General features: G+C 64.1%; 21 protein-coding genes. 10 read left to right on the forward strand and 11 right to left on the reverse strand.

What is annotated here, in order from left to right; genetic code table 11:
- Positions 1-123: 123 nt before the first annotated feature.
- Positions 124-549: a DUF1330 domain-containing protein gene (locus tag AC1RR3_RS17735; RefSeq protein WP_492824403.1), complete on the reverse strand. Its 426-nt coding sequence runs from the start codon at positions 547-549 to the stop codon at positions 124-126.
- A gap of 168 nt (positions 550-717) precedes the next feature.
- On the opposite strand from AC1RR3_RS17735, the gene AC1RR3_RS17740 reads away from it, so the two are divergent.
- Positions 718-2940: a transglycosylase domain-containing protein gene (locus tag AC1RR3_RS17740; RefSeq protein ID WP_492824404.1), complete on the forward strand. Its 2223-nt coding sequence runs from the start codon at positions 718-720 to the stop codon at positions 2938-2940.
- A 542-nt stretch (positions 2941-3482) separates the two neighbouring features.
- Positions 3483-4136 (forward strand): hypothetical protein, encoded by a 654-nt coding sequence (locus AC1RR3_RS17745; protein WP_492824405.1) that lies wholly within the window; start codon positions 3483-3485, stop codon positions 4134-4136.
- 105 nt (positions 4137-4241) lie between these two features.
- Here the strand turns inward: AC1RR3_RS17745 and AC1RR3_RS17750 are convergent, their stop codons facing one another.
- The 4 genes from AC1RR3_RS17750 to AC1RR3_RS17765 form a co-directional block, all read right to left on the reverse strand.
- The gene (locus AC1RR3_RS17750; RefSeq protein ID WP_492824406.1) at positions 4242-5081 is read right to left on the reverse strand and encodes a M48 family metallopeptidase; all 840 of its coding nucleotides are present in this window, start codon (positions 5079-5081) and stop codon (positions 4242-4244) included.
- A gap of 322 nt (positions 5082-5403) precedes the next feature.
- Positions 5404-6732 carry a polyhydroxyalkanoate depolymerase gene (locus AC1RR3_RS17755; protein WP_492824407.1) on the reverse strand — a complete coding sequence of 443 codons (1329 nt, stop codon included), beginning with the start codon at positions 6730-6732 and terminating at the stop codon, positions 5404-5406.
- Between the two features lie 121 nt (positions 6733-6853).
- The gene (locus tag AC1RR3_RS17760) at positions 6854-7672 is read right to left on the reverse strand and encodes an ABC transporter permease (RefSeq protein ID WP_492824408.1); all 819 of its coding nucleotides are present in this window, start codon (positions 7670-7672) and stop codon (positions 6854-6856) included.
- Positions 7673-7784: 112 nt separating this feature from the next.
- On the reverse strand, positions 7785-8588 hold the full coding sequence (locus AC1RR3_RS17765) for an ABC transporter ATP-binding protein (protein WP_492824409.1): 804 nt from the start codon (positions 8586-8588) through the stop codon (positions 7785-7787).
- A 106-nt stretch (positions 8589-8694) separates the two neighbouring features.
- Between AC1RR3_RS17765 and AC1RR3_RS17770 the strand changes: the two genes are divergently transcribed.
- A complete protein-coding gene (locus AC1RR3_RS17770) occupies positions 8695-10005 on the forward strand; it encodes an ActS/PrrB/RegB family redox-sensitive histidine kinase (RefSeq protein ID WP_492824735.1) in 1311 nt (436 codons plus the stop codon).
- 104 nt (positions 10006-10109) lie between these two features.
- Positions 10110-10664, forward strand: a complete 555-nt coding sequence (locus AC1RR3_RS17775; RefSeq protein ID WP_164934823.1) for an ActR/PrrA/RegA family redox response regulator transcription factor — start codon at positions 10110-10112, stop codon at positions 10662-10664.
- A gap of 162 nt (positions 10665-10826) precedes the next feature.
- Here AC1RR3_RS17775 and AC1RR3_RS17780 read toward each other — a convergent pair whose 3' ends face one another.
- On the reverse strand, positions 10827-11315 hold the full coding sequence (locus AC1RR3_RS17780; RefSeq protein ID WP_492824410.1) for an MmcB family DNA repair protein: 489 nt from the start codon (positions 11313-11315) through the stop codon (positions 10827-10829).
- 163 nt (positions 11316-11478) lie between these two features.
- On the opposite strand from AC1RR3_RS17780, the gene AC1RR3_RS17785 reads away from it, so the two are divergent.
- On the forward strand, positions 11479-13176 hold the full coding sequence (locus AC1RR3_RS17785; protein ID WP_492824411.1) for an alpha-amylase family protein: 1698 nt from the start codon (positions 11479-11481) through the stop codon (positions 13174-13176).
- 163 nt (positions 13177-13339) lie between these two features.
- Here AC1RR3_RS17785 and AC1RR3_RS17790 read toward each other — a convergent pair whose 3' ends face one another.
- Positions 13340-14941 (reverse strand): alpha-amylase family glycosyl hydrolase, encoded by a 1602-nt coding sequence (locus AC1RR3_RS17790; protein WP_492824412.1) that lies wholly within the window; start codon positions 14939-14941, stop codon positions 13340-13342.
- Positions 14942-15113: 172 nt separating this feature from the next.
- Between AC1RR3_RS17790 and AC1RR3_RS17795 the strand changes: the two genes are divergently transcribed.
- On the forward strand, positions 15114-15782 hold the full coding sequence (locus AC1RR3_RS17795; protein ID WP_492824413.1) for an MBL fold metallo-hydrolase: 669 nt from the start codon (positions 15114-15116) through the stop codon (positions 15780-15782).
- Here the strand turns inward: AC1RR3_RS17795 and AC1RR3_RS17800 are convergent, their stop codons facing one another.
- Positions 15783-16157, reverse strand: a complete 375-nt coding sequence (locus AC1RR3_RS17800) for a winged helix-turn-helix transcriptional regulator (protein WP_492824414.1) — start codon at positions 16155-16157, stop codon at positions 15783-15785. It abuts the gene before it with no gap.
- Positions 16158-16295: 138 nt separating this feature from the next.
- On the opposite strand from AC1RR3_RS17800, the gene AC1RR3_RS17805 reads away from it, so the two are divergent.
- Complete coding sequence (locus tag AC1RR3_RS17805; RefSeq protein ID WP_492824415.1) at positions 16296-16598, forward strand: hypothetical protein; 303 nt, start codon at positions 16296-16298, stop codon at positions 16596-16598.
- Positions 16599-16601: 3 nt separating this feature from the next.
- Here AC1RR3_RS17805 and AC1RR3_RS17810 read toward each other — a convergent pair whose 3' ends face one another.
- Together AC1RR3_RS17810 and AC1RR3_RS17815 are read right to left on the reverse strand one after the other, a co-directional pair.
- Positions 16602-17771, reverse strand: coding sequence for an extracellular catalytic domain type 1 short-chain-length polyhydroxyalkanoate depolymerase (locus AC1RR3_RS17810; RefSeq protein WP_492824416.1), 1170 nt, complete (start codon positions 17769-17771; stop codon positions 16602-16604).
- A gap of 140 nt (positions 17772-17911) precedes the next feature.
- Positions 17912-19324, reverse strand: a complete 1413-nt coding sequence (locus AC1RR3_RS17815) for an MFS transporter (RefSeq protein ID WP_492824417.1) — start codon at positions 19322-19324, stop codon at positions 17912-17914.
- A gap of 160 nt (positions 19325-19484) precedes the next feature.
- Here AC1RR3_RS17815 and sthA point away from each other — a divergent pair, with 160 nt between their 5' ends.
- The 3 genes from sthA (at position 19485) to AC1RR3_RS17830 (ending at position 23869) form a co-directional block, all read left to right on the forward strand.
- Entirely contained in the window at positions 19485-20876 is a 1392-nt protein-coding gene (gene sthA, locus AC1RR3_RS17820; protein ID WP_492824418.1) for a Si-specific NAD(P)(+) transhydrogenase, read from the forward strand.
- A 242-nt stretch (positions 20877-21118) separates the two neighbouring features.
- Positions 21119-22354 carry an LLM class flavin-dependent oxidoreductase gene (locus tag AC1RR3_RS17825; protein WP_492824419.1) on the forward strand — a complete coding sequence of 412 codons (1236 nt, stop codon included), beginning with the start codon at positions 21119-21121 and terminating at the stop codon, positions 22352-22354.
- Positions 22355-22492: 138 nt separating this feature from the next.
- Positions 22493-23869 (forward strand): cytochrome P450, encoded by a 1377-nt coding sequence (locus tag AC1RR3_RS17830; RefSeq protein ID WP_492824420.1) that lies wholly within the window; start codon positions 22493-22495, stop codon positions 23867-23869.
- 156 nt (positions 23870-24025) lie between these two features.
- Here the strand turns inward: AC1RR3_RS17830 and AC1RR3_RS17835 are convergent, their stop codons facing one another.
- Positions 24026-24865, reverse strand: coding sequence for an SDR family NAD(P)-dependent oxidoreductase (locus AC1RR3_RS17835; protein ID WP_492824421.1), 840 nt, complete (start codon positions 24863-24865; stop codon positions 24026-24028).
- Positions 24866-24892 lie beyond the last annotated feature (27 nt).

A 24892-nucleotide genomic window follows, 5' to 3' on the forward strand; every position in this document is an offset into this window, starting at 1 on the left:
ACAATTGTCTCAACGACGTCATGCCCGGGCTTGTCCCGGGCATCCACATTCTTGGAGCGGAAAGTCGTGGATGGCCGGGTCAAGCCCGGCCATGACGATGGAGAGAGATTCGCCCGACGGCATTCAGGTCGGTATCTCCCCAAAATTCTTCCCCACCGGCAGCACCGCATAGCGGATCAGCCGTGAATCCTCCACCGCCGCCTGACGATGCTTCACCGCTTCGCGGTAGACGGGATCGCGGATCATCTCGACGAAGGCTCCGACGCTCGGATACTCCGCGATGAAGCTGTGGTCCCAGCGCTCGTCTTGCGGGCCGATCAGCATCAGCTCGAATTTGCCCTGCCAGACGATGCGGCCGCCGAGGCGTTCGAACACCGGTCCGCTCTCGCGACCATAGGCCGCATAGGCTTCCGCACCGCTGACCTTGCGGCCGTCCGGATAGGCCGCCGCCTTGCGCAAGCGCACCAGGTTGAGCATGTGGATCGGGCCCGGGCGATCATTTTCCCGGAATTGCGCGAAGATCTCCTTGGTCGGATCGATGTGGCCCATGCGTGTTCCCTTCTTCCTTATGGCTTCGATCCTAACGCCGGCGCCTGATCAGCGGAACTGCGGCCGGCGAATGCCGCACCTCCTAATCGCGCGTTAACGTCCGGGTAACCGGGCCTTAAACAGCGACCGGTAGCGTGCGGCGGGGCGGGCTGACCGGGCGTTTTGCGTATGGGGTTGGGAAAGAAAAAGGGTGGGCGGAAGGAGCCGTTGTTCGGCTTGCCCGCGGCGCTCGCCGATCTGCGCCTGACGGCGGCGGACCGTGTCCCCGGCGGCGACGACAAGCCGAAAAAATCACCCAAAGCATCCGCCAAGCGCAAAAGCGAGGATGCCGGCGAGGAGCCGCCGCGCGAGCGCAAGGCATCGGCCGGCCGCAGCGGTGCCAAGCGGCGCTCGAAATCACGCATCGGCGCGAGCCTCGGCCGCCTGGTCTATTGGGGCGCGGTGCTCGGCCTGTGGGGCGCGATCGCCGTAATCGGCGTCGTGATCTATGTCGGCGCCCATCTGCCGCCGATCCAGTCGCTGGAGATTCCCAAGCGCCCGCCGACGATCACGATCGTCGGCATCGATGGCAGCATGCTGGCCCAGCGCGGCGAGATGGCCGGCGCCAATGTCGCGCTGAAGGATTTGCCGCCCTATCTGCCCAAGGCGTTCATCGCCATCGAGGACCGCCGCTTCTATTCGCATTTCGGCATCGACCCCATCGGCATCCTGCGTGCGCTGGTCACCAACGTGCTTCATCGCGGCGTGTCGCAGGGCGGCTCGACGCTGACGCAGCAGCTCGCCAAGAACCTGTTCCTGACCCAGGAACGCACCATGCAGCGCAAGCTGCAGGAGGCGGAGCTCGCGATCTGGCTGGAGCGCAAGCACTCCAAGAACGAGATCCTGGAGCTCTATCTCAACCGCGTCTATTTCGGCTCCGGCGCCTACGGCGTCGAAGCCGCCGCGCAGAAATATTTCGGCAAGTCGGCGAAGAACGTCACGGTCGCCGAAGCCGCGATGCTGGCAGGACTCGTCAAATCGCCCTCGCGGCTTGCGCCGAACCGCAACCCCGAAGGCGCCGAAGCGCGCGCGAAGGTCGTGCTCACCGCGATGGCGGACGCGCAATTCATCACCGACGCGCAGGCGCAGGCCTCGATCGGCCAGCCCTCCTACAACGTGAAACCGGTCGGCGCCGGCACGGTCAACTATGTCGCCGACTGGATCGGCGAAGTGCTGGACGATCTGGTCGGCCAGATCGACGAGAGCATCAAGGTCGAGACCACCATCGATCCGAAGCTGCAGAGCGTGGCGGAAGCCGCCATCATCGACGAGCTCGCCGCCAAGAGCGTGAAGTTCAATGTCAGCCAGGGCGCGCTGGTGGCGATGACGCCCGACGGCGCCGTGCGCGCCATGGTCGGCGGGCGAAACTATTCCGAGAGCCAGTACAACCGCGCGGTCACCGCCAGGCGCCAGCCGGGTTCCTCGTTCAAGCCGTTCGTGTATCTCACCGCGCTCGAGCAGGGACTGACGCCCGATACCGTCCGCCAGGACGCGCCGATCGAGGTCAAGGGCTGGAAGCCCGAAAACTACACCCATGAATATTTCGGCGCGGTGACGCTGACGCAGGCGCTGGCGATGTCGCTCAACACGGTCGCCATCCGCCTTGGCCTCGAGGTCGGACCGAAGAACGTGGTCCGCACCGCGCACCGGCTCGGCATCTCCTCGAAACTCGAGCCCAACGCCTCGATCGCGCTCGGCACCTCCGAAGTCTCGGTGGTCGAGCTGGTCGGCGCCTATACGCCCTTCGCCAATGGCGGCTTCGCGGTGACACCGCATGTCGTCACGCGGATCAGGACGCTCGGCGGCAAGCTGCTCTACATGCGCCAGGGCGACGAGCATAATCAGGTCATCGACCCCCGCTATGTCGGCATGATGAACGCGATGATGCGGGAGACGCTGATATCAGGCACCGCCAAGAAGGCCGAGATCCCGGGCTGGACGGCGGCCGGCAAGACCGGCACCAGCCAGGATTATCGCGACGCCTGGTTCATCGGCTACACCGCCAACCTCGTCACCGGCGTCTGGCTCGGCAATGACGACAACTCGCCGACCAAGAAGGCGACCGGCGGCGGCCTGCCGGTCGAGGTCTGGTCGCGCTTCATGAAGACGGCGCACGAGGGCGTGCCGGTGGCAGCCTTGCCGAGCTCGCAAGCGACCTGGGGCCTGTCGAATCTCGCGCAGGCGGCCTCGCAGGTGTCCCCGCCGACAGCGGCCGCGCCGCCCGGGCCGGCACCGGTGAACAATGGCGGCTATCGTCCGCCGCCGACGCGCGCCAATGTCAATGCACGGCCGGAAGCAGCCGCGGGGCTGGATGGCTGGTTGATGGACCGGCTGTTTGGCGGGAACCGGTAGGCCTCGTAAGGCCTCAAAACAAAAACTGCGAAAACAACCCCATGCACAGTAGGCGGCGGCTGCTTGCGTGATGCGCGGTGGGTGGGGCGAAGCGCTTGATGCGACGGAGCTAATGACGCAGGCTGCGCAATCGTCGCGAAGTGTGGCGAAAATCGAGCGAGGCGCGCTGATGGTGCGTCGTACACCGTCATTGCGAGCGTAGCGAAGCAATCCAGTCTGCCTCCGCGGAGAGATTCTGGATTGCTTCGCTACGCTCGCAATGACGATGTGGAAGCAGTTGCGCACCCATTGCACTGCCCGACCGTGATGGCGAGGACAGCGCTGACCCCGCCTTAATCCTCGCCCCCGTCCCGGTGCAGATCATTGCCATGCGCATCGCGCCCCGACTTGGGCAAGTCCTGCCCAAAACGGCAAGATTTACCGATGCCGAAATATCCCTGAACGACAAAAACACCAGTCTGTTCAAGCCCTCGCAATCGGCCCGGGACTTGCTCTCTTAAGTTGAGTCCTGAGGACTCGGGTTTAGTGGGAAGGAGCGTTCCATGATTTCAGGAGTATCCAGCGCGGCCTCGACTTATCTGCGCCCCGCATCAACGTCCACCTCGCCATCCAGCGTCTTATCGGAAGTGCCGACTGCAACCGACGCCGCGACGAGCAGCCTCGGAATTAGCGTCTCTCAACTCAAGCCGCTGCAAGGTGCCAAGCTGATATCGGTGGCGGATAATCCCGTCCTGCACGACCTCATGGCAGCGAACTGGCTGATGACCCACGGCGCGGACGCGACTCAGCCGGCCGTCTCGGACGATGCACCAGAGAACACCTACGCGCAGGTCAAAGTTGACGGCAAGGTGGTGGCCACCCTTTACAATGGCGGTTCCTCGGCGATGACCAACGCGGCGACGGCGAAGGTCGGCAAGCTGGAAGATCCTCCCGGCCTAGCTGGACCTGACCTCGCGCAATGGCGGGCCGACAGCTACGCCAAGCTGCTCGGCGGCACAGTTGAAAAGGCTTCCACCGCGATCACGCAATCCCAATGGACGCCGCGTGAAAGCAGCGCTTCGACCTACAGCCGCGATCAGCTCGACGCGGCCTTCCAGGCGATGCTGGCCGAGGGCCAGAAGGCCACCGCACAACAGCAATCGTCCTATCTGGCGTCACGCACCCAGCCGGGGACAAGCGCGGATCTCAGTGCCTGATGGTGGAGATGAATTGAAACGCGCCGACGTCGCGGCATTCTCAACTGTCGTTCGCCGCGACCCGGCTACGCCAAGGCTTCGCCGAGGTTGAGGCGATAGCCCGCCTTAATCCTCGACCCCATACCGGTGCAGGTCATTCCCGTACGTATCGAGCCACTTCTTGGCGCGCTCCATCGAGGGGCAGACCTTGCCGCAGACGCGCCAGAACCGGGCCGAGTGGTTCATCTCGACGAGATGGGCGACTTCGTGGGCGGCGAGATAGTCGAGCACGAAGGGCGGCGCGAGGATCAGGCGCCAGGAGAACGACAGCGAGCCCGCCGAGGTGCAGGAACCCCAGCGGCTGGACTGGTCGCGGATCGACAAACGCTTGACCTTGACGCCGAGTTCGTCGGCATAGGCTTCCGCGGAGCGCTGCAGATCGCGGCGCGCCTCGCGCTTGAGGAAGTCGCTGACACGGCGATCGACATGCTCGAGTCCGCCGGCGACGCAGAGAATCTTTTCGCCGCTGTCGCGCGTCTCGGTCCACACCGTGCCACGGCTGCCGGCGCGATGAACGATGCGGTGCGGCGTGCCGCGAAGCGGTATCACTGTGCCGGGCTGGAACGGGGCAGCCTTCGGCAGACGCCCGAGACGTGCCGCGATCCACGCGCCGTGACGCGACGCGAAGTCCTTTGCTTCAGCGAGTGTTCCTCGCGGCGGGATGGTGAGGATGGCTTCGCGATCGCTCGGATGAATTCTGAGCGTGTAGCGGCGCGCGCGTCTGTGCCGCCGCAGCCGGATCGCAAAAAACTGCGATCCGTGGGTGATGACCAGGGTCTTCGGCTCGTGGGGCCGCCGATAGAGGAGTGCGCGAGTGGCCATGTCTGTCAGTCCGGGGAGCAGGAGTTCGCCCGGATTCTGCCATAACCGCCGCCAGGGAAAGCGCTCGGCGCAAAAACAAATCATTTGCCCAATATACAGGGGTCTGGCGTCCGGGAGACCCTACAGACTGGGGTTGGAACCAGCTTTTTTCGCCCCCACTGGACGCATGTGGCACCCCCAAGAGGTGAGGGTGGACTCACTCCTATAAAGCTACCTAAATACCACGAATCTGGAGGGAACCAGGCCCTCCCGGAACCGTCGGCAGGGCCTGAAATTTCGACGGGAAAGCCGAAAAACGCCTAGAGCCCTATCCGTCCCGATGAATCGGAACGGATAGGGCTCTAGATTTTAGTTTTGACGCGTTTTCTTTACGCGAACCGGAGCCCACTTCGCTTGAAAACGCTCTCTATTCAGCTGCAAGCGCCTGCAACGAGGTCGGATTCGCAGCGGAGACCATGAAGTCGTGAATCCGCGGCACGATTTCCGACTTGAAACGCGAGCCGTTGAACACGCCGTAATGTCCAACACCCTTCTGGACGTAATGAACGCGGCGATGATCGGGAATTGCGCTGCACAGCGTGTGCGTTGCTTCGGTCTGACCGATGCCGGAGATGTCGTCGTTCTCGCCTTCGACCGTCATCAGCGCAACGCGCGTGACCTTGGAGGGATCGACACGTGTTCCACGATGGGTCATCTCGCCCTTCGGCAGCGAGTGCTTCACGAACACGGTGTCGACGGTCTGCAGGTAATACTCGGCGGAGAGGTCCATCACCGCGAGATATTCGTCATAGAAGTCGCGATGCTTGTCGACGAGGTCACCGTCGCCCTTCACGAGGTTGGCGAAGAGCTGCTTGTGGGCGTCCATGTGGCGGTCGAGATTCATGCTGATGAAGCCGTTCAGCTGCAGGAATCCCGGATAGACGTCGCGCATCATGCCCGGATGCGGGAACGGCACCTTGGTGATGACGTGATTGCGGAACCAGTCGATGCCGCGCTCCTGGGCGAGATTGTTCACCGCGGTCGGATTGCGGCGGGTGTCGATCGGGCCGCCCATCAGCGTCATCGAGGTCGGCACGAAGGGATCGCGCCGTGCTTCCATGATCGAAACGGCGGCGACGACAGGCACGGAGGGCTGGCACACCGCCAGCACATGGGTGTTGCCGCCGAGGACGTGCAGCATTTCGATGACGTAATCGATGTAATCGTCGAGATCGAAACGGCCTTCACTGAGCGGCACCATGCGGGCGTCGGCCCAATCGGTGATGTAGACCTCATGCGCCGGCAGGAAAGCCTCGACCGTGCCGCGCAGCAGCGTCGCATAATGGCCGGACATCGGCGCCACGATCAGCACGCGCGGCTGCGGGCTGCGCAGCGGGCGGGCGAATTTGCGATCGAAGTAGAGCAGGTTGCAGAACGGCTTTTCCCAGACCGAGCGGACCTCGATCGGGACGCGGATGCCGTTGACCTCGGTGTCGTTGAGGCCCCATTCCGGCTTGCCGTAACGGCGGGTGGTGCGCTCGAACAGTTCGCAGGCCGCCGCAACGGATTTGCCGACCTCGGTGCGGGCCCACGGATTTAACGGATTCTGAAACAGCAGCTTGGTCGCATCCGTGACCGCACGCGCCGGATTGAGAGAGGCCTGCGCCATCTCGTACATCCAGTACATCGGCGTCGTCAGGACCGGACTGCCTTCTGCAGCCAGGGGCGGGGCGCCGCCAAACTCACCAATAGGCATCTTCATAATCCTCTTCGCATCGCAGCATACTGCCGAATGCGTAATATTGCGTCAATGCATGGTTCCGTACATCTACGTAGCGAAGACGGTTAAATCAGCCTGAATCCACGAGAAAGTGACGTTATTCGCCGCCCGACAGCAGCGAGCCGTTCATCCTGGCGCTGCGCAAAAGGGCAAGAAATGCCCAAAAAGAAGCAGCCAGAAGACCTGCGTTGATGGCCAACGCATCCAGCATCAGATCGATCCGGAAGGTGTTTTCGATCAGCAGCGCGCGCATGCCCTCGAACACATAGGTCGGCGGCAACGCCCAGGCCACGTATTGCAGCCAGACCGGCAGCACGCTGACGGGATAGTAGATGCAGGCGAGCGGCATGATCGCGAACATCAAGGTCCAGACGATGCTCTCGGCGCCAAGCCCGTTTCGCAGCACCAGACCCGAGACGAAGATGCCGACCGACCAACTCGTGAAGATCAGATTGCAGAAGAACGCGATCAGCGGCAGGCCGAGGCTGTAGACATTGAAGTGAAAGAAGATCAACGCGAGCAGCGTCATCGGGATGACGCCGATCGCGAGCCGGATCAGGCTCATCACCATGAGCGACGCCAGAAACTCGATCGGCTTCAGCGGGCTCATCATGAGGTTGCCGAGGTTGCGCGCCCACATCTCCTCCAGGAAGGAGATGGAGAAGCCGAGCTGGCCGCGGAACAGGATGTCCCAGAGGATGACCGCGCCGATCAGCGTGCCGCCGGCACGCGCGAAGAAATTGGAATTCTCGGCGATGTAATACTGGATGAAGCCCCAGGTGATGATTTGCAGCGCCGGCCAGTAGAGCAGCTCGAGCAGCCGCGGCCAGGACGACATCAGCAGGTACCAGTAGCGCAGGATCATCGCGCCGATGCGCTGCATGGAGATGCCGCGGTGGAGGGAGATCTCGCTCATGAGGACACCCCGTAGCCCGGATGGAGCGAAGCGCAATCCGGGAATCGTGCCACAAGCAACGGGCGTCCCGGATTACGCTGCGCTCCATCCGGGCTACGACGACAGCCACGCCTCATCGCGCCGCCTCCTTCGCACCGTTCACCCGGCCGCGCGCGACGTCCAGAAACACCTCCTCCAGCGTGGTGCGGTTGTAGCGGGTCATGATGGCATCGGGCGTGTCGTCGTCCTCGATGCGGCCGCGCTTCATGATGATGACGCGGTCGCAGAGCCGCTCGACCTCGAGCATGTTGTGCGAGGCCAGCAGGATGGTGGCGTTGTTGTCCTTGCGGTAGCGCTCCAGATGGCCCCGCACCCAATCGGCGGTATCAGGATCGAGCGAGGCAGTCGGCTCGTCCAGGAGCAGCAGCTCGGGCTTGTTGATCAGCGCTTTCGCCAGTGCGACACGGGTCTTCTGGCCGGCGGAGAGCTTGCCGTTGGCGCGGTCGATGAAATCGGTGAGATCGAGCTCGTCGGCGAGCTCGGCGATGCGGCCGGGAAGGTTCTTCACCGCATAGAGCTTGCCGAAGATGGTGAGGTTCTGCCGCACCGTGAGCCGCATCGGCATGTCGACATAGGGGCTCTCGAAATTCATCCGCCCGAGCACGGCGGCGCTTTCCTCGGGCATCCCATGACCGAGCACCTGCACCCGGCCGGAGGTCGGCAGCACCAGGCCCATGATCATCGCGATGGTCGTGGTCTTGCCGGCGCCGTTGCCGCCCAGGAGCCCGGTGATGCTGCCGCGCGGCAGCGAAAACGAGATATCGTCGACGGCGCGGGTCTGCTTGTAGACCTTGACGAGGTGATCGACCGCAATGGCCGCAGAGGAGCTGCGCTCCGCGACAGTCGGCGGACTTGAAGCTTTGTCGTTCCCGGTCATGCTGGGCGTTCTTCTGCTATTGCAGCGGAGAGCGCAAGGCTTGTAATCCGGGTGGTTCCGCGAGCCCCGCGTTTGTGACCGAGAAGGCACCGCCACATTGGCCGATATGACCGAAATTGCCGCTTCCGACTTTCGCCCCGCGCAGCGGCATATCCGCCTGGACACCATCCTGCGGCTGCGCTGGCTCGCGGTGCTGGGCCAGCTCGCCGCGATCTTCATCGTGGCGCAGGGGCTCGAGTTCAATGTCGAGATCGTCCCCTGCGTCAGCATCATCGCCCTGTCGGCCGCGCTCAATCTGGCGCTCCAGACCGCGGCCAATCCGATGCAGCGGCTGGAGCCGATGCAGGCGGCCGGACTGCTGGCGCTGAATATCGTCGAGCTCGCCGGCCTCCTGTTCTTCACCGGCGGACTGCAAAACCCGTTCTCGTTCCTGTTCCTTGCACCGGTGCTGATCTCGGCCACCGCGCTGCCGGCGCGCTTCACCTTCGGCCTCGGCGTGCTCGCCGTGGCCTGCGCCTCGGTGCTGTTCTTCTTCCATCTGCCGCTGCCCTGGGATTCCGACGATCCGCTGGTGCTGCCGCCGATCTATCTCGTCGGCGTCTGGCTCTCGATCGTGCTCGCGATCGGCGTCACCAGCCTCTACTCATTCCAGGTGACCGAGGAGGCGCGCAAGCTCGCGGACGCGCTGGCCGCCACCGAGCTGGTGCTGACGCGCGAGCAGCATCTGACCCAGCTCGACGGCCTCGCCGCCGCCGCTGCGCACGAGCTCGGCACGCCGCTCGCGACGATCTTCCTGATCTCGCGCGAGCTGGAAAAGACGGTGAAGGACCCGAGCTTTGCCGCCGACCTGAAGACGCTGCGCGAGCAGACCCAGCGCTGCCGCGAGATCCTGAGCAAGATCACCCAGCTTTCCTCCACCGGCGCGCCGTTCGACCGCATGAAGCTGTCGGAGCTGATCGAGGAGGTGGTGGCGCCACATCGGGATTTCGGCATCGATATCAAGGTGCGGGTCGCGGTTGCCGCCGTCGCCGAGCCGGTCGGATCGCGCAACCCCGCGATCCTCTACGGCGTCGGCAACATCGTCGAGAACGCGGTCGATTTCGCCCACACCACGGTCGAGGTGAACGCGTGGTGGAACAAGGACAATATCGAGCTGGTGATCTCCGATGACGGCGCGGGCATTCCGCCCGACATCCTTAACCGGATCGGCGAGCCCTATCTGTCGCGGCGGCGCACCCAGGATGAAGGCGGCGGCCTGGGCCTCGGCGTGTTCATCGCACGCACCTTGCTGGAACGCACCGGCGCCAAGGTCTCGTTTACCAATCGGATCTTTCCGGAACACGGCGCCGTGGTCCAGATCACGTGGCCGCGAGAGCGTTTTGAGGCTATCGAGACGCTCGAAGAAACAATAGGATAGACCGCGACCTTGCGTCGCACGAGAGGCCCGATCGACTATTGGCGGCCTTGGCACTGCCCGATTGCGACGCCATATGTAGATGCGCAGGACAGAGGACAAAAACCTTGAACGCCATCGCCGAACTGAACGAACAGACCGACCGCTCGCTCCTCATCGTGGAGGACGACAAGCCGTTTCTGGAGCGGCTGTCGCGCGCGATGGAGACCCGCGGCTTTGCGGTGACGTCGTGCGACACCGTCTCGGACGGCCTGGCGCAGATCGGCAAGTCGGCGCCGGCGTTCGCAGTGGTCGATCTCAGGCTCGGTGACGGCAACGGCCTCGACGTGGTCTCGGCGCTGAAGAAGAAGCGCCCGGATGCACGCGCGATCGTGCTGACCGGCTATGGCAACATCGCCACCGCCGTCACCGCGGTGAAGATGGGTGCGATCGATTATCTCTCGAAGCCCGCGGATGCCGACGACGTCGTCGCCGCGCTGCTCTCGACCAGCGCGGAGAAATCCGAGCTGCCGACCAACCCGATGTCCGCCGACCGCGTCCGCTGGGAACACATCCAGCGCATCTACGAGATGTGCAACCGCAACGTCTCGGAAACCGCGCGCCGGCTGAACATGCACCGCCGGACCTTGCAGCGGATTCTGGCCAAGCGCGCGCCGAGGTAATTTTCCGTCGCTCTCGTGCCCCGGACGCTGCGCAGCACGACGTGATGCGCTGCTGAGCCGGGGCCCATTCTTTTTAGAGAGCGAGAAGCCGCGCCTGTCTTCTGGGTCCCGGCTCTGCGCAGCAGCGTTACACGCTGCAGCGCGTCCGGGACACGAGACTATCTACTCCCAAAACTCCGCATGCCCCTGCGGATCGACCAGGCGGTTGATCCGCAGCGCCGCCGCCATCCCAAAGCGCACCGTCATCTGCTTGCGCGTCGGCGCGGGCAGCTTGTGCTCCGGCGCCTCGCAATGCATGTGCGCGCCGTAGGCATCGGCGATGATCAGGCCGGTATCCTGCGGAAAGATCTCGCACGGCAAATCCTGCGTGAAGGCGAAGAACAGCCGGTCGCAATGGGCGCGGTATTCGTGCCATTTCTGGTCCGCGCGCAGATCCTCGACCGACGACTTGATCTCGATGATCCAGATCTCGCCGCGCTCGTTGAGCGCCACCAGATCGGCACGCCGGCCCGACGGCAGCGGCAATTCGCTGATGCAGGTGAAGCCAAGCGAGCGCAGCAGCCGCGCGGTGCCGCGCGCGATGGCGAGCGCCGTTTCCGACTGGCGACGATCCGGCGGCGGCACGAGGGCGATACGGGCGATGTTGTCCATGGCGGGAGATTAGCCGATTCCATTCGGCCCGTCATTCCGGGGCGCGCCTTGGCGCGAGCCCGGGACGACAGCGCGTGTGCAGCGAGAGCGGGAACCTCACCTCCCCCACGCACTTATCACGCAGCCGCCGCTACCCTCGGCGGAACCACCGAGGCGGCCCGGCATGATCGACGATCTCTGGTACAAGAACGGCGTGATCTATTGCCTCTCCGTCGGCACCTATATGGATGCCAACGGCGACGGCATCGGCGATTTCAAGGGCCTGCTCCGCCGGCTCGACTATCTACACGGGCTCGGCATCACCACGATCTGGCTGATGCCGTTCCAGACCTCGCCGGGCCGCGACGACGGCTACGACATCGCCGATTATTACAGTGTCGACGCCCGCTATGGCACGCTCGGCGATTTCGTCGAGTTCACCCATGGCTGCAAGCAGCGCGGCATCCGCATCATCATCGACCTCGTCGTCAACCACACCTCGGACCAGCATCACTGGTTCAAGGAGGCGCGGCGCGACAGGAATTCGCCCTATCGCGACTGGTATGTGTGGTCCGACAAGAAGCCGGCAGGCGCCAACAAGGGCATGGTATTTCCCGGCGTGCAGAAATCGACCTGGACGCGCGACAAGGAAGCCGGCGCGTATTACTTCCACCGCTTCTACGATTTCCAGCCCGATCTCAACACCTCGAACCCGCATGTGCAGGCCGAGATTTTGAAGATCATGGGCTTCTGGATTCAGCTCGGCGTCTCCGGCTTCCGCATGGACGCCGTGCCCTTCGTGATCGCCACCAAGGGGGCCAAGGTGAAGAAGCCGGTCGAGCAATACGACATGCTGCGCGCGTTCCGCGAATTCCTGCAATGGCGGCAGGGCGACGCCATCATCCTCGCCGAAGCCAATGTGCTGCCGGAAACCGACATGGAATATTTCGGCCGCGACGGCGACCGCATGCACATGATGTTCAACTTCCACGTCAACCAGCATCTGTTCTACGCGTTGGCCTCCGGCGACTCGCGTCCCCTCGCGAAGGCGCTGAAGGCGACCAAGCCGCGGCCGGCCGCGGCGCAATGGGGCCTGTTCCTGCGCAATCACGACGAGCTCGATCTCGGACGGCTGACGAAGGCGCAGCGCGACATCGTGTTCAAGCGCTTCGGCCCCGACAAGGACATGCAGCTGTACGACCGCGGCATCCGCCGCCGCTTCGCCCCGATGGTCGGCGGCGACCGCAGGCGGCTCGAGCTCGCCTACAGCCTGATGTGCACGCTGCCGGGAACGCCGGTCATTCGCTATGGCGACGAGATCGCGATGGGCGACGACCTCTCGCTGCCCGAACGCAATTGCGCGCGCACACCGATGCAATGGTCGACCGAGCCGCATGCCGGCTTCACCAAGAGCGACAAGCCGGCATGCCCTGTGATCGACGAGGGGCCTTATGGCTTCGAGCACGTCAATGTCGCAAAACAGCGGCGCGACCCGAATTCCATGCTGAACTGGACCGAGCGCATCGTCCGCATGCGCAAGGAAGTGCCGGAGATCGGCTGGGGCGATTTCGCCATCATTGCGACGCGCGATCCCGCAATCTTCATCATGCGCTACGACTGGCGCAACAATTCGGTGCTGTTCGTGCACAATCTGGATGAGACGCCGCGCGAGACCGCGTTCTCGGTGGGACTGCCCGGCGATGCCGGCGAGCACCTGATCAATCTGCTCGCGGAGGACCACAGCCACGCCGACAAGCGCGGGCAACACCGCATCGTGCTGGAGCCGTATGGTTATCGCTGGTATCGCGTCGGCGGATTGGATTATCTGCTGAAACGGAGTGATATCGACGGGAATAAGGCGGGCAACAAGCACCCCGGGTGATGTCGGTGTATCATCGTTTGCTCCCCTGCTTCAACGATCGTCATTGCGAGCGGAGCGAAGCAATCCAGACTGCCACTGCGGAAAGATTCTGGATTGCTTCGCTCCGCTCGCAATGACGGGGAGAGAGCGTCGGCCATCTCTTCGCTCTGCTCGTCCGCGACACTTAGGCTGGCGGCGTGACGATCACGCCCTCATTGCCACGCAAGTCCAGCACGCCTTCCAGTCGTTCGCCTTCCCGATCCAGAAACGTCGAGAGCAGGATCTCGCTGCCGAACCGTATCGCACTCGTCGTCACGGCAACCGGCTCCGGCCCGAGATTGAGCGCCACGATCACCGCCCTCCCTTGCGCCTCGCGGCGATAGATCAGCAGATCGCCCTGCGCGGCGATCGGATGGTAATCGCCGGCGACCAAGGCCGGAGTTGCCTTCCGCAGGGCGATCAGGCGCTTGTACAGATTGAGGATCGAGCGCGTGTCGGCTTCGAGATTGACGACGTTCTCGTGGACATGATCCTCCGGCAGCGGCAGCCATGGCTTGACGTCCGAGAAGCCACCGAAGGTGGAAGAGTCCCATTGCATCGGCGTGCGGCAGCCGTCGCGTCCGAGACCGAGGCCGGGCATGCGCTTGCCGACGGGATCCTGTTCGTCCTCGGGTGCGATCGCGAGCTGATGCATGCCGATCTCGTCGCCATAATAGAGCGTGGGTGTGCCGCGCAAGGTCAGCAGCAGCATGGCGGCGACGCGCGCCTGCTCAGGCCCGACGCGGCTCGCGACGCGCGGGCGATCGTGGTTGCCGAGCACCCAGTTCGGCCAGGCGCCCTTCGGCAACGCCTTCTCGTAATCCTCGATGATATGCTCGATCGAGCGCGCACTCCAGAAGGTCGAGAGCAGCGCGAAGTTGAACGGCATCTGCGCACCGGTGAGATCGTTGCCGTAATAGGCCATGAGACGATGCAGCGGCAGGTAGATCTCGCCGATCAGCACGCGAGCGTGATAGGCATCGGTGACGCGCCGCATCTCGGCGATGACCTCATGCACCTCCGGCTGATCGGTGGAGTATCGCGTCATGATCTTTTCGTGCGGCGGCCGCCCCTCGACATAATGCGGATTGGGCGGGTTGTCGCGGAATTCGGCGTCCTTGATCAGGTGCCAGATCACGTCGACCCGAAAGCCGTCGACGCCCTTCTCCAGCCAGAACCGCATCACATCGTAGACCGCGGCGCGGACGTCGGGGTTGCGCCAGTTGAGGTCCGGCTGCTGCGCAAGGAAGGCGTGGTAGTAATATTGCCCCGTAGTCTCGTCGAAAGCCCACGCGCTGCCGCCGAATTCGGACAGCCAGTTGTTCGGCGCGCTGCCATCGGGCTTCGGATCGCGCCAGATGTACCAGTCGCGTTTGGGATTGTCGCGCGAGGACCGGCTCTCGACGAACCAGGCATGCTGATCGGAGGTGTGGTTGGGCACGAGATCGAGGATCAGCTTGAGGCCGGCCGCGTGCACGGCGGAAAGCAGCGCATCGAAATCATCCGTCGTGCCGAACAGCGGATCGATGCCGATATAGTCGGAGATGTCGTAGCCGAAATCGGCCATCGGCGAGGGGAAGATCGGCGACAGCCAGATCGCGTCGACGCCGAGCGATTTCACATAGGGCAGGCGATGGAGGATGCCGGCGAGATCGCCGACACCGTTGCCGTCGGAGTCCTGATAGGAGCGCGGATAGATCTGATAGAAAATGCCGTCGCGCCACCAGTTTTCGTCGCTTTGAGCCATACCGGAAAACCCACCTCAATCTGAGTCCCGCGCGAGAGAACGCGGAACGAACGCCCGGGTTCAAACCAGCAGGCCAATTGGGACGGCCGTGTGACGGCCGGGGCGGCCGTTCCTCAGGCCCGGCACGAATCTTTTGCTTGGCCATAGGCCAAAAATCGGCATTGTGCGGTCCATGACCGAGCAAAATGACACTCAATCCAAGGCTGGCGCGATCATCGTCCCCGTGACGCTGTTCGAGCAGAACTGCACCATCATCTGGGACGAGCCGTCCAAGAAGGCCGTGGTGATCGATCCCGGCGGCGACGTGCCGAAGATTCTGGAGGCGATCAAGCAGACCGGCGTCACCGTCGAGAAGATCTGGCTGACCCACGGCCATATCGACCATGTCGGCGGCGCGGCCGAACTGCGCGATGCGCTGAAGGTGCCGATCGAGGGACCGCATGCCGCCGACAAGTTCCTGCTCGACAACGTGGTGGAGAGCGGCGCGCGCTTCGGCATGACCGGCGTGCGCAATTTCGCGCCGGACCGCTGGCTGGAGGAGGGCGACACCGTGTCGATCGGCGGCCTGTCGTTCGACATCCTGCACTGCCCCGGCCACTCGCCCGGCAGCGTGGTGTTCTTCAACAAGGATTTGCGGTTTGCCCATGTCGGCGACGTCTTGTTCGCCGGTTCCGTGGGGCGCACCGATCTGCCCGGCGGCAGTCACGCGACGCTGATCGAATCGATTCTGACCAAGCTGCTGCCGCTCGGCGACGATGTCGGCTTCATCTGCGGCCATGGCGCCGGCTCGAGCATCGGCCAGGAGCGGATGACCAATCCGTTCATCACCGGCGAGATGTGACTACTCGGCGGCGTCTGCGAGCGCCGCCGTCTCGCCCAGATTGCGTTCGCCCCATTCACGGATCGCGGCGACGACGGGCACAAAGCTCTTGCCCTTGCGGGTCAGGCGATACTCGACCTTCGGCGGCACCTCGCCAAAATCCTTGCGGTCGATCAGGCCGCTCGTCGTCAGCGCCTTCAATTCACGGCTGAGCACGCGCGGGGTGATCTCGGCGCTGCCTTCCGTGCCGCGCAACAGGCCGCTGCGGATTTCGCCATAGCGGCGCGGGCCGTCCTTGAGATCCCAGACGATGCGCAGCTTGTACTTGCCGCTGATCATCTTCTGAAAGGCCGCGACCGGACAGGTGCGAACCGGGGCCGCTCTTGCCTTCGCCATGTCGTCGCCTCCATGCGTTAGCCTTTCCGCCGAGGATAGGAGCGGCGGCGAAAAAGTCCATACTATCAATTATGTCCATACTTGCGGGATCGCTCCTAAGGCGCAGATGATGCGCACATGACGAACAGGGAGCGTCACATGAAGCACTTCATGATCAGATACGAATTCAGGAACGGGACGACGGAGGAATGGCACCGCGAGATCGGTCGCTTCATCAAGGCGATCGACAACGATCCGGAGTTGAAGGGTCGGCTCAGCTATCGCTGCCTGAAGAACCGCGACGACGGCCAATACTTCCACCTCGCCAGCGTCACCGACGATGCCGCGCAAAAGGCGCTGCAATCGCGCGACTTCTTCAAGCACTATCAGGACATGACACGCAAGGTCGCCGGCGGCGAGGTCACGGTGACGCCGATCGAGATGATCGACGCGACGTCGTAGCGCTTACTTCATCAATCCCGCGGCGGTCAGCGCGCGGGTGATGATCTGGCCGAGATCGAAGCCGCGAGCCTCCTCGCGCTTCGGCTCGGCCGGCTCGTCAGCAACGGCGGCGCGGATCGAGCGTGCCAGATGTGGCGCGGGCGAGCGTGCCGGCGTCGGCTTTGCCTCCGCCTTTTTCCTGGCCGCGTCCGGAATCCAGCCGGTCAGGCCGAAGAATTTTGCGATGTGATAGGACGAGGAGATGCCGGCCTCGATCAGGAACGCGCCTTCGACGCCATAGCGCTGATCATTATCGGCGATGCCGAGCGGCGTGCCGTGCGCCATGTCGGTGATGGCATAGGACTCGACCAGTGTCTCGCCGTCCTTGTTCCACCAGGCCTGGCGCGGATAGCCGTCGACATTGGTCTCCGCCATCGGCACGGCAGGCAGATCATGCAGGTCGAGCCATTGCTTGACGATCTCGTTGGCGTTGCCGGGATTGACGGTGCGGTCGGCGCTGCCGTGCCACACCGACACTCTGGGCCAGGGCCCGCGATGGTCGGAAGCCCGCCGCACGAAATCACCGAGCTCACGCTCCGGCCGCTGCGGCGAATGAAACATGCCGTCGAGCGCCTCGCGCAAATTCGACGCGATGCCGTAGGGCAGGCCTGCGATCACCGCGCCGGCCGAAAACACTTCCGGATAGGTCGCCAGCATCACCGACGTCATGCCGCCGCCGGCGGACAGGCCGGTGATGAAGATGCGCCTGGAATCGATGCGGTGCGTCGCCACCATGTGCGCGATCATCTCGCGGATCGAGCGCGCCTCGCCGCTGTCGCGCGCGGTATCTTCCGGGTTGAACCAGTTGAAGCAGGTGTTGCCGTTGTTGACGCGCTGCTGCTCGGGCATCACCAGCGCAAAGCCGTAATGCCGCGCGAGCGTCGACCAGCCCGCGCCGAGATCATAGCTTGCAGCGGTCTGGCCGCAGCCGTGCAGCACGACGACGAGCGCGCGCGGCTTCTGGAGCTGCTCCGGCACGAACGTGAACATGCGAAGATTGCCGGGATTGTCACCAAAGCCTGTGACTTCGTCCAACGGGCTGGACGCATCGGCGCCCCGGCCAAAGTCAGGCAGGCGCAGACCGTCCACCTTTGGCAGACGTCTCAAGAAATCGACATTTCTGACGAGCGACACGGCAACTCCTGGCAGGCGACGTTCAACGTCAACCCAAACCAAATAGTTGCTGCGCTGCAAAATAAAAAGACCGTGCGCTGTCAATCTCTACGAAATCACCGTAAATCCCGCAGAAATCCGCATGTATTAACCGCACTGCCTCAACTTCGTGCAGATGCGCGACGCATCCACGACAGAAATGCGGCGCAGATCATGATTAACGTCACAAACAGCGCAAGCGAGACGAGGAATCCTGCGCGCGCTGATTGCAACGTTTCCACCGCGAAGAACACCGCGCCGATTGCGGCCACTCCGGCCGCATTTCCGATCTGCGCCGTCGTGCCGTACATGCCGGAGGCCGAGCCTGCCGCGACGGGTTTTACCGTCGAGAGCACGGCGCCGGACAGCGGCGCCATCACCAGGCCCTGACCGTAGCCGAAAATGATCATGGTGAGCGCAAGCGCGATCGGCGTTGGCGTATCGACATTGAGTGCAACAAGCGCGAGCGCGGCAAGGCCCGCGATCTGGAGCGCGCAGCCTTCGATCAGCACCTTGGTGCCCCGATGCCGCGCCCGTACGCCGCTGTGGCGCGAAGCGACGACAAAGGCGAGCGCGAGTGGAATGAAGGCCATGCCGGCGGATAGCGGCGCGATCTTCAGACCCCGCTGCATGAACAGCGTCATGACCAGATAGAAGGAGAGATTGGCGACGAAGAAAAAGAACGCCGCGCCGAGGCCGCGCAGGAACGCCGCGTCCGCCAGCAGCGCGAGATCGATCAGCGGCATGCCGCCGGTGCGCGCGACCGCATGTTCGAGCTTGAGGAATGCGGTGAGGATCGCGCCGCCGATCGCCATCACGGCCCAGAGCCACGGCGCCCAGCCGACATCGTCGCCGAACAGCAGCGGGCCGATCAGGCACAACAGCCCCGCGAACAGCACCATGCCGCCCTTGATGTCCAGCCTTGTCCCGGCCCGGCGCGGCACCGACGGCATGATACGCCAGGCGGCCGCGGCGATGACGAGACCGCTGGGCACGTTGACGAAGAACACCGCGCGCCAGCCGGTGCCGGCGAGATCGAGCGTGACGAGGAGGCCGCCGAGCAGGAAGCCGGCGGCGCCCGCAAGCCCGAGCACGATGCCATAGACGGCGAAGGCGCGGCTGCGCGACTCGTCGGTGAAGAGCAGATGCACGGTTGCCAGCACCTGCGGCACCATCAGCGCCGCGGTGGCCCCCTGCGCCAGCCGCGCGATGATCAGCTCCACGCCCGATTGCGCGAGGCCGCACCACAGCGAGGTCGCCGTGAAACCGAGCACGCCGGCCAGAAACACGTTCTTCGTGCCGTGGATGTCGCCGAGCCGGCCGCCGGTGACGACCAGCGTGGCATAGGCAATCAAATAGATCGCAATGACGGACTCGATCTGCGCCGGCGTTGCGCGCAGATCGACCGCGATGGTGGGGATGGCGACGTTCACGACGAAGGCATCGACGCCGAACATGAACTGGGCGGCGACGACGATCGCCAGCACCCACCAGCGGCGCGCCGAATCGACTTGTTTTGTGACGGTTTGATGCATTTGCGCGCGAACCTTCCGCGATTTATTTGCGCGCAAAACTCGCAGATCGGCGTCATCCGCGCGATTACCTCGGAGGTAGGACTTGTTTTCCCCTTGCCGCTTTGGCCCGATTGCTGCATGGCAATTCCCGCTGGTTTCTGCGGGCTCGGAAGTCTTCCGGATGTACGACTACGACATGGTGGTGATCGGCTCGGGCCCGTCCGGGCGCCGGGCCGCGGTGCAATGTGCCAAGCTCGGCAAGGCCGTGCTGGTGGTGGAGAAGGGCCGGCGGGTCGGCGGCGTCTCCGTCCATACCGGCACCATCCCCTCGAAGACGCTGCGCGAGACCGTGCTGAACCTGTCCGGCTGGCGCGAGCGCGGCTTTTACGGCCGCTCCTACCGGGTGAAGCAGGACATCGCGGCCAGCGATCTAATGACCCGGCTGCAGAAGACGCTCGACCACGAGGTCGAGGTGCTCGAGCATCAGTTCAGCCGCAATCTGGTGCGCACCGCCAATGGCGAGGCGCGCCTGGTCTCGCCACACGAGGTCGAGATCACCAGCGCCATCGGCGAGACCAAGGTGGTGTCGGCCGCCTTCATCCTGATCGCCTGCGGCACGCGCCCGTTCCGCCCCGACTATGTGCCGTTCGACGGGCAGAGCGTGCTCGACAGCGACGAGATCATCGAGCTGCCAAAACTGCCGCGCAGCCTGGCCGTGATCGGCGCCGGCGTGATCGGCGTCGAATATGCCACCATCTTCAGCGCGCTCGACGTGCCCGTCACCCTGATCGAGCCGCGGCCGACCTTCCTCGACTTCATCGACAAGGAATTGATCGACGAGTTCATGCACGAATTGCGCGACCGCAACGTCGCGCTGCGGTTGGGGGCCAAGGTCAACTCGATCGAGAAAACGGCAACGGGCAGTATCGTCACGCATCTGTCGGACGGGCGGCACGTCACCACGGAAATGCTGCTGTTCGCGGCGGGGCGCGTCGGCGCCACCGACCGGCTCAACCTGGAGGCCGCCGGCATCGTCGTCGACCATCGCGGCCGCATCTCGGTCGATCCCGTGACGCTCCAGACCAGCGTGCCGCACATCTACGCAGCCGGCGACGTGATCGGCTTTCCGAGCCTTGCCTCGACCTCGATGGAGCAGGGCCGCGTCGCCGCCTGCCACGCGCTCGGCATGGAGCCGATGGCACCGCCGGAATTCTTTCCCTACGGCATCTATTCGGTTCCGGAGATTTCGACCGCAGGCCTCACCGAGGAAGAGGTGCGCACCCGCGGCATTCCCTACGAAGTCGGCATCGCCCGCTTCCGCGAGACCTCGCGCGGCCATATCATGGGGCTGAACAGCGGCATGATGAAGATGATCTTCTCGACCAAGACGCGCCGCCTGCTCGGCGTGCACATCCTCGGCGAAGGCGCCACCGAGCTGATCCATATCGGCCAGGCCGTGCTCAATCTCAAAGGCACGATCGACTATTTCATCCAGAACACCTTCAACTATCCGACGCTGGCGGAGGCCTACAAGATCGCCGGCCTCGATGCGTGGAACAGGATGACAAGGTGAGGATGGCTCCTCATCGTCATGGCCGGGCTTGTCCCGGCCATCCACGTTCTTAGGCCCGCACAGCAAGGTCGTGGATGCCCGGGACAAGCCCGGGCATGACGAGCCTGCGGAACGGCCTGCCGCTTCAAATCAAATCACGCATGCCTGCATTCCGCGGCGCGGGACATCGCGCGATTGCGTTCGCCTGTCCCAGCACGTAGCTTTCCGCACCCAACAAACAAAAAACAGCCGGAGAGAACGCCATGGCGCGCCTGAAGTTCGGAGCCTTTCTTGCCCCGCATCATCCGATCGGGGAGCATCCGATGCTCCAGTTCCGGCGCGACCTCGACCTCGTCGAGCAACTCGACGCGCTCGGCTATGACGAGTTCTGGTGCGGCGAGCATCATTCCTCCGGCTGGGAGATGATCGCCTCGCCCGAGATGTTCCTGGCCGCAGCCGGCGAGCGCACCAAGCGGATCAGGCTCGGCACCGGCGTGGTGTCGCTGCCCTATCACCATCCCTACAACGTCGCGCAGCGCATGGTGCAGCTCGACCACATGACCGGCGGCCGTGCCATCTTCGGCTCCGGTCCCGGCGCGCTTGCCTCGGACGCGCACACGCTCGGCATCGATCCGATGACGCAGCGTGACCGCCAGGACGAGGCGATCGGCGTGATCCGCCGGCTCTTCAACGGTGAGCGCGTCACGGCGAAGAGCGACTGGTTCACCATGAACGACGCCGCGCTCCAGATCCTGCCCTTGCAGGAGGAAATGCCGTTCGTGGTGGCTTCGCAGATCTCGCCCTCCGGCATGACGCTCGCCGGCAAATACGGCATCGGCATCATCTCGCTGGGCTCGATGACGACGCAGGGCTTGATGTCACTGCAACAGCAATGGCAGTTCGCCGAGGATGCCGCCAAGAAGCACGGCACCACGGTCAACCGCGCCGACTGGCGCGTGCTCCTGACCTTCCACATCGCCGAGACCCGCGAGCAGGCCCGCAAGGAAGCCGGCGCCGGGCTGATGCGCTGGCACAACGAGTATAATGTCGGCACGCTGCAGCGGCCGGGCCTGACCGCATTCTCCTCGCCCGACGAGGCCGTGGACAAGACCGCCTTCGTCGAGGGCGCAGCGTCCACCATCGGCACGCCCGACGATCTCGTCAAAACCATCAAGAACGTTATGCAGGTGTCCGGCGGCGTCGGCGCCGTCATCGGCTTCGTGCACGACTGGGCCAATCCGGAAGCCACGCGCCGGAGCTGGGACATGGTGGCGCGCTATGTGGTGCCTGAAATCAACGGCTATACCGACGGCCTGCGCAAGTCGCAAAAATTCGTGATCGAGAACCGCGCGATCTTCGAGCGTGCGGGCCAGGCCGTGATGGCAAAGATCATGGAGAACGAGAAGGCTGCCGAGGCGCTGAAGGTCACCGGCCCCGGCCGTGTCGCCATTCCCGCCGTCAATGCGCCGGATTTGCAGAAGGAAGCGGCGAAGCGATAGGCGTCTTTGAGGCTACGCCTGTAACCACTACCGGGAAGACGCGCTAACGGCCTGTGCTATGCTGACTCGGTCAGATGGCGCAGGCCGCAATAATGCCACGGTCGCGCGCTGTTCGGTCAGCCAACCGGAGCAATCGTCATGTCGATGCAGAATGTCGCCTCCCCTGCGCTCGACTTCACCGCGCCGGGGCGTAACGAGTTGACGCATATCCCCGGCGACGAGGGCTGGCCGATCATCGGCAAGACCTTTCAGGTGCTCGCCGACCCCAAGGGCCATATCGAGGCGAACGGCGCCAAATACGGCCCAGTCTACCGCACCCATGTTTTCGGCGAGACCAATGTCGTGCTGCTCGGCCCCGAGGCCAACGAGCTCGTGCTGTTCGACCAGCAAAAGCTGTTCTCCTCGACACACGGCTGGAACAAGGTGCTTGGACTACTGTTTCCGCGCGGATTGATGCTGCTCGATTTCGACGAGCACCGCCTGCACCGCAAGGCGCTGTCGGTCGCGTTCAAGTCCGGGCCGATGAAGTCCTATCTCGGCGATCTCGACCGTGGCATCGCCGCGCGCGTCGCGCAATGGAAGGCCAGGCCCGGCGAGATGCAGCTTTATCCGGCGATGAAGCAGCTCACGCTCGATCTTGCCGCGGCGTCCTTCCTCGGCGCCGATATCGGACCAGAGGTCGACGACATCAACCGCGCCTTCGTCGACATGGTCGCGGCCGCCGTCGCCCCGATCCGCCGCCCCCTGCCCGGCACCCAGATGGCGGCCGGCGTGAAGGGACGCAAACGCATCGTCGCCTATTTCCGCCAGCAGATTCCGCTGCGACGTGGCAATCACGGCGGCGACGATCTGTTCTCGCATCTCTGCCGCGCCACCCATGAGGACGGCGCGCTGCTATCCGAGCAGGACATCATCGACCACATGAGCTTCCTGATGATGGCGGCACACGACACGCTGACGTCGTCGCTGACCTCCTTCGTCGGCGAGCTCGCCGCCAATCCGGATTGGCAGGACAGGCTGCGCGCCGAGGTTCTTGCGCTCGGGCTTGCCCCTGATGCCCCCAGCAGCTTCGATGATCTCGAAAAGATGCCGCTGTCGGAGATGGCGTTCAAGGAGGCATTGCGCATCAAGCCGCCGGTGCCTTCGATGCCGCGCCGCGCGATGCGCGACTTCAGCTTCAAGGGCTTTGCGATTCCCGCTGGCACGGCGATCGGCATCAATCCGCTCTACACCCATCACATGCAGGACATCTGGCCGGAGCCCGATCGCTTTGATCCGCTACGCTTTACCGAGGAAGCCCAACGCAACCGCCACCGCTTCGCCTTTGTGCCGTTCGGCGGCGGCGCGCATATGTGCCTCGGCCTGCACTTCGCCTACATGCAGGCCAAGTGCTTCGCGCGGCACTTCCTGCAGAATATCGAGGTGTCGCTGGAGCCCGGGTACAAGCCGAACTGGCAGATGTGGCCGATCCCGAAGCCGCGGGACGGGCTGAAGGTGCGGGTGAAGGCGGTTTAGCACCGCTGTCGTGTCCCGGACGCGCTGCAACGCGTAGCGTTGCTGCGCAGAGCCGGGACCCAGAATCTTGAGACACTTTCAGTTCGGAGAGATGGGCCCCGGCTCTGCGGTGCGGCACTTCGCGCCGCACCGCGTCCGGGGCACGGAACCTGTCTTCTACGCCCCCTGATCGAACGCCTTGCGCAGGGCCACATAGCCCTGCTGCTGCTGGCTCCAGTTGCGACCGCCGGTCATGGCGCCGTCGATGACGAGGTCGTGGCCGTTGATGAAGCTGGATTCGTCGCTCGCCAGGAAAACCGCCGCATGGGCAATATCGTCGGGGATGCCGGCGCGCGGGATCGGCTGCGCGGCCTTGTAGACCTCACGCATCACCGCCGGCGTTTTCTCGGCCGCATCGGTCGAGAGCCCCAGCGCCTTGCCGAAGATGCCGGTTGCGATCGCGCCGGGTGAGATCGAGTTGACGCGGACGTTGGATTCGCCGAGCTCCATCGCCACGCATTTGGTGAGATGGATCACCGCCGCCTTGGCCGCACCGTAGACCATGGACGAGGAGTAGCCGGCGAGACGGCCGGCGATGCTGCCATTGTTGATGATGCTGCCCGCCCCCTGCCTCTTCATGATGGGCGCGGCGTGCTTCATGCCGAGCATGACGCTGCGCACCAGGGTCGCCATCGCCGCGTCGAAGCGCTCGACCTCGAGGCCCTCAATGCCGCCGGTCTGCGCCGGACCGCCGGCGTTGTTGAACAGGCAGTCGATGCGGCCGAACTTGTCCACCGCTAGCGCGATCAGCGCCTGCATCTGCGCCTCGACCGTCACGTCGGTCTGGCGGAAGACGCAATTGACCCCGAGCCGCGATGCCAGCGCCTCGCCTTCCGGTATACGCCGGCCCGCGATCACAATTTTGGCACCTTCGGCAACGAAGACTTCCGCGGTTCGCAATCCGATGCCGCTCGTCGCGCCCGTGATCACCGCCACCTTGCCGTCCAGCCTGCCCATGGGATGTCCCTGTTTTTGAATGATTTG

The sequence above is a fragment of the Bradyrhizobium sp. GW821-FHT13H05 genome (genome assembly GCF_058804065.1).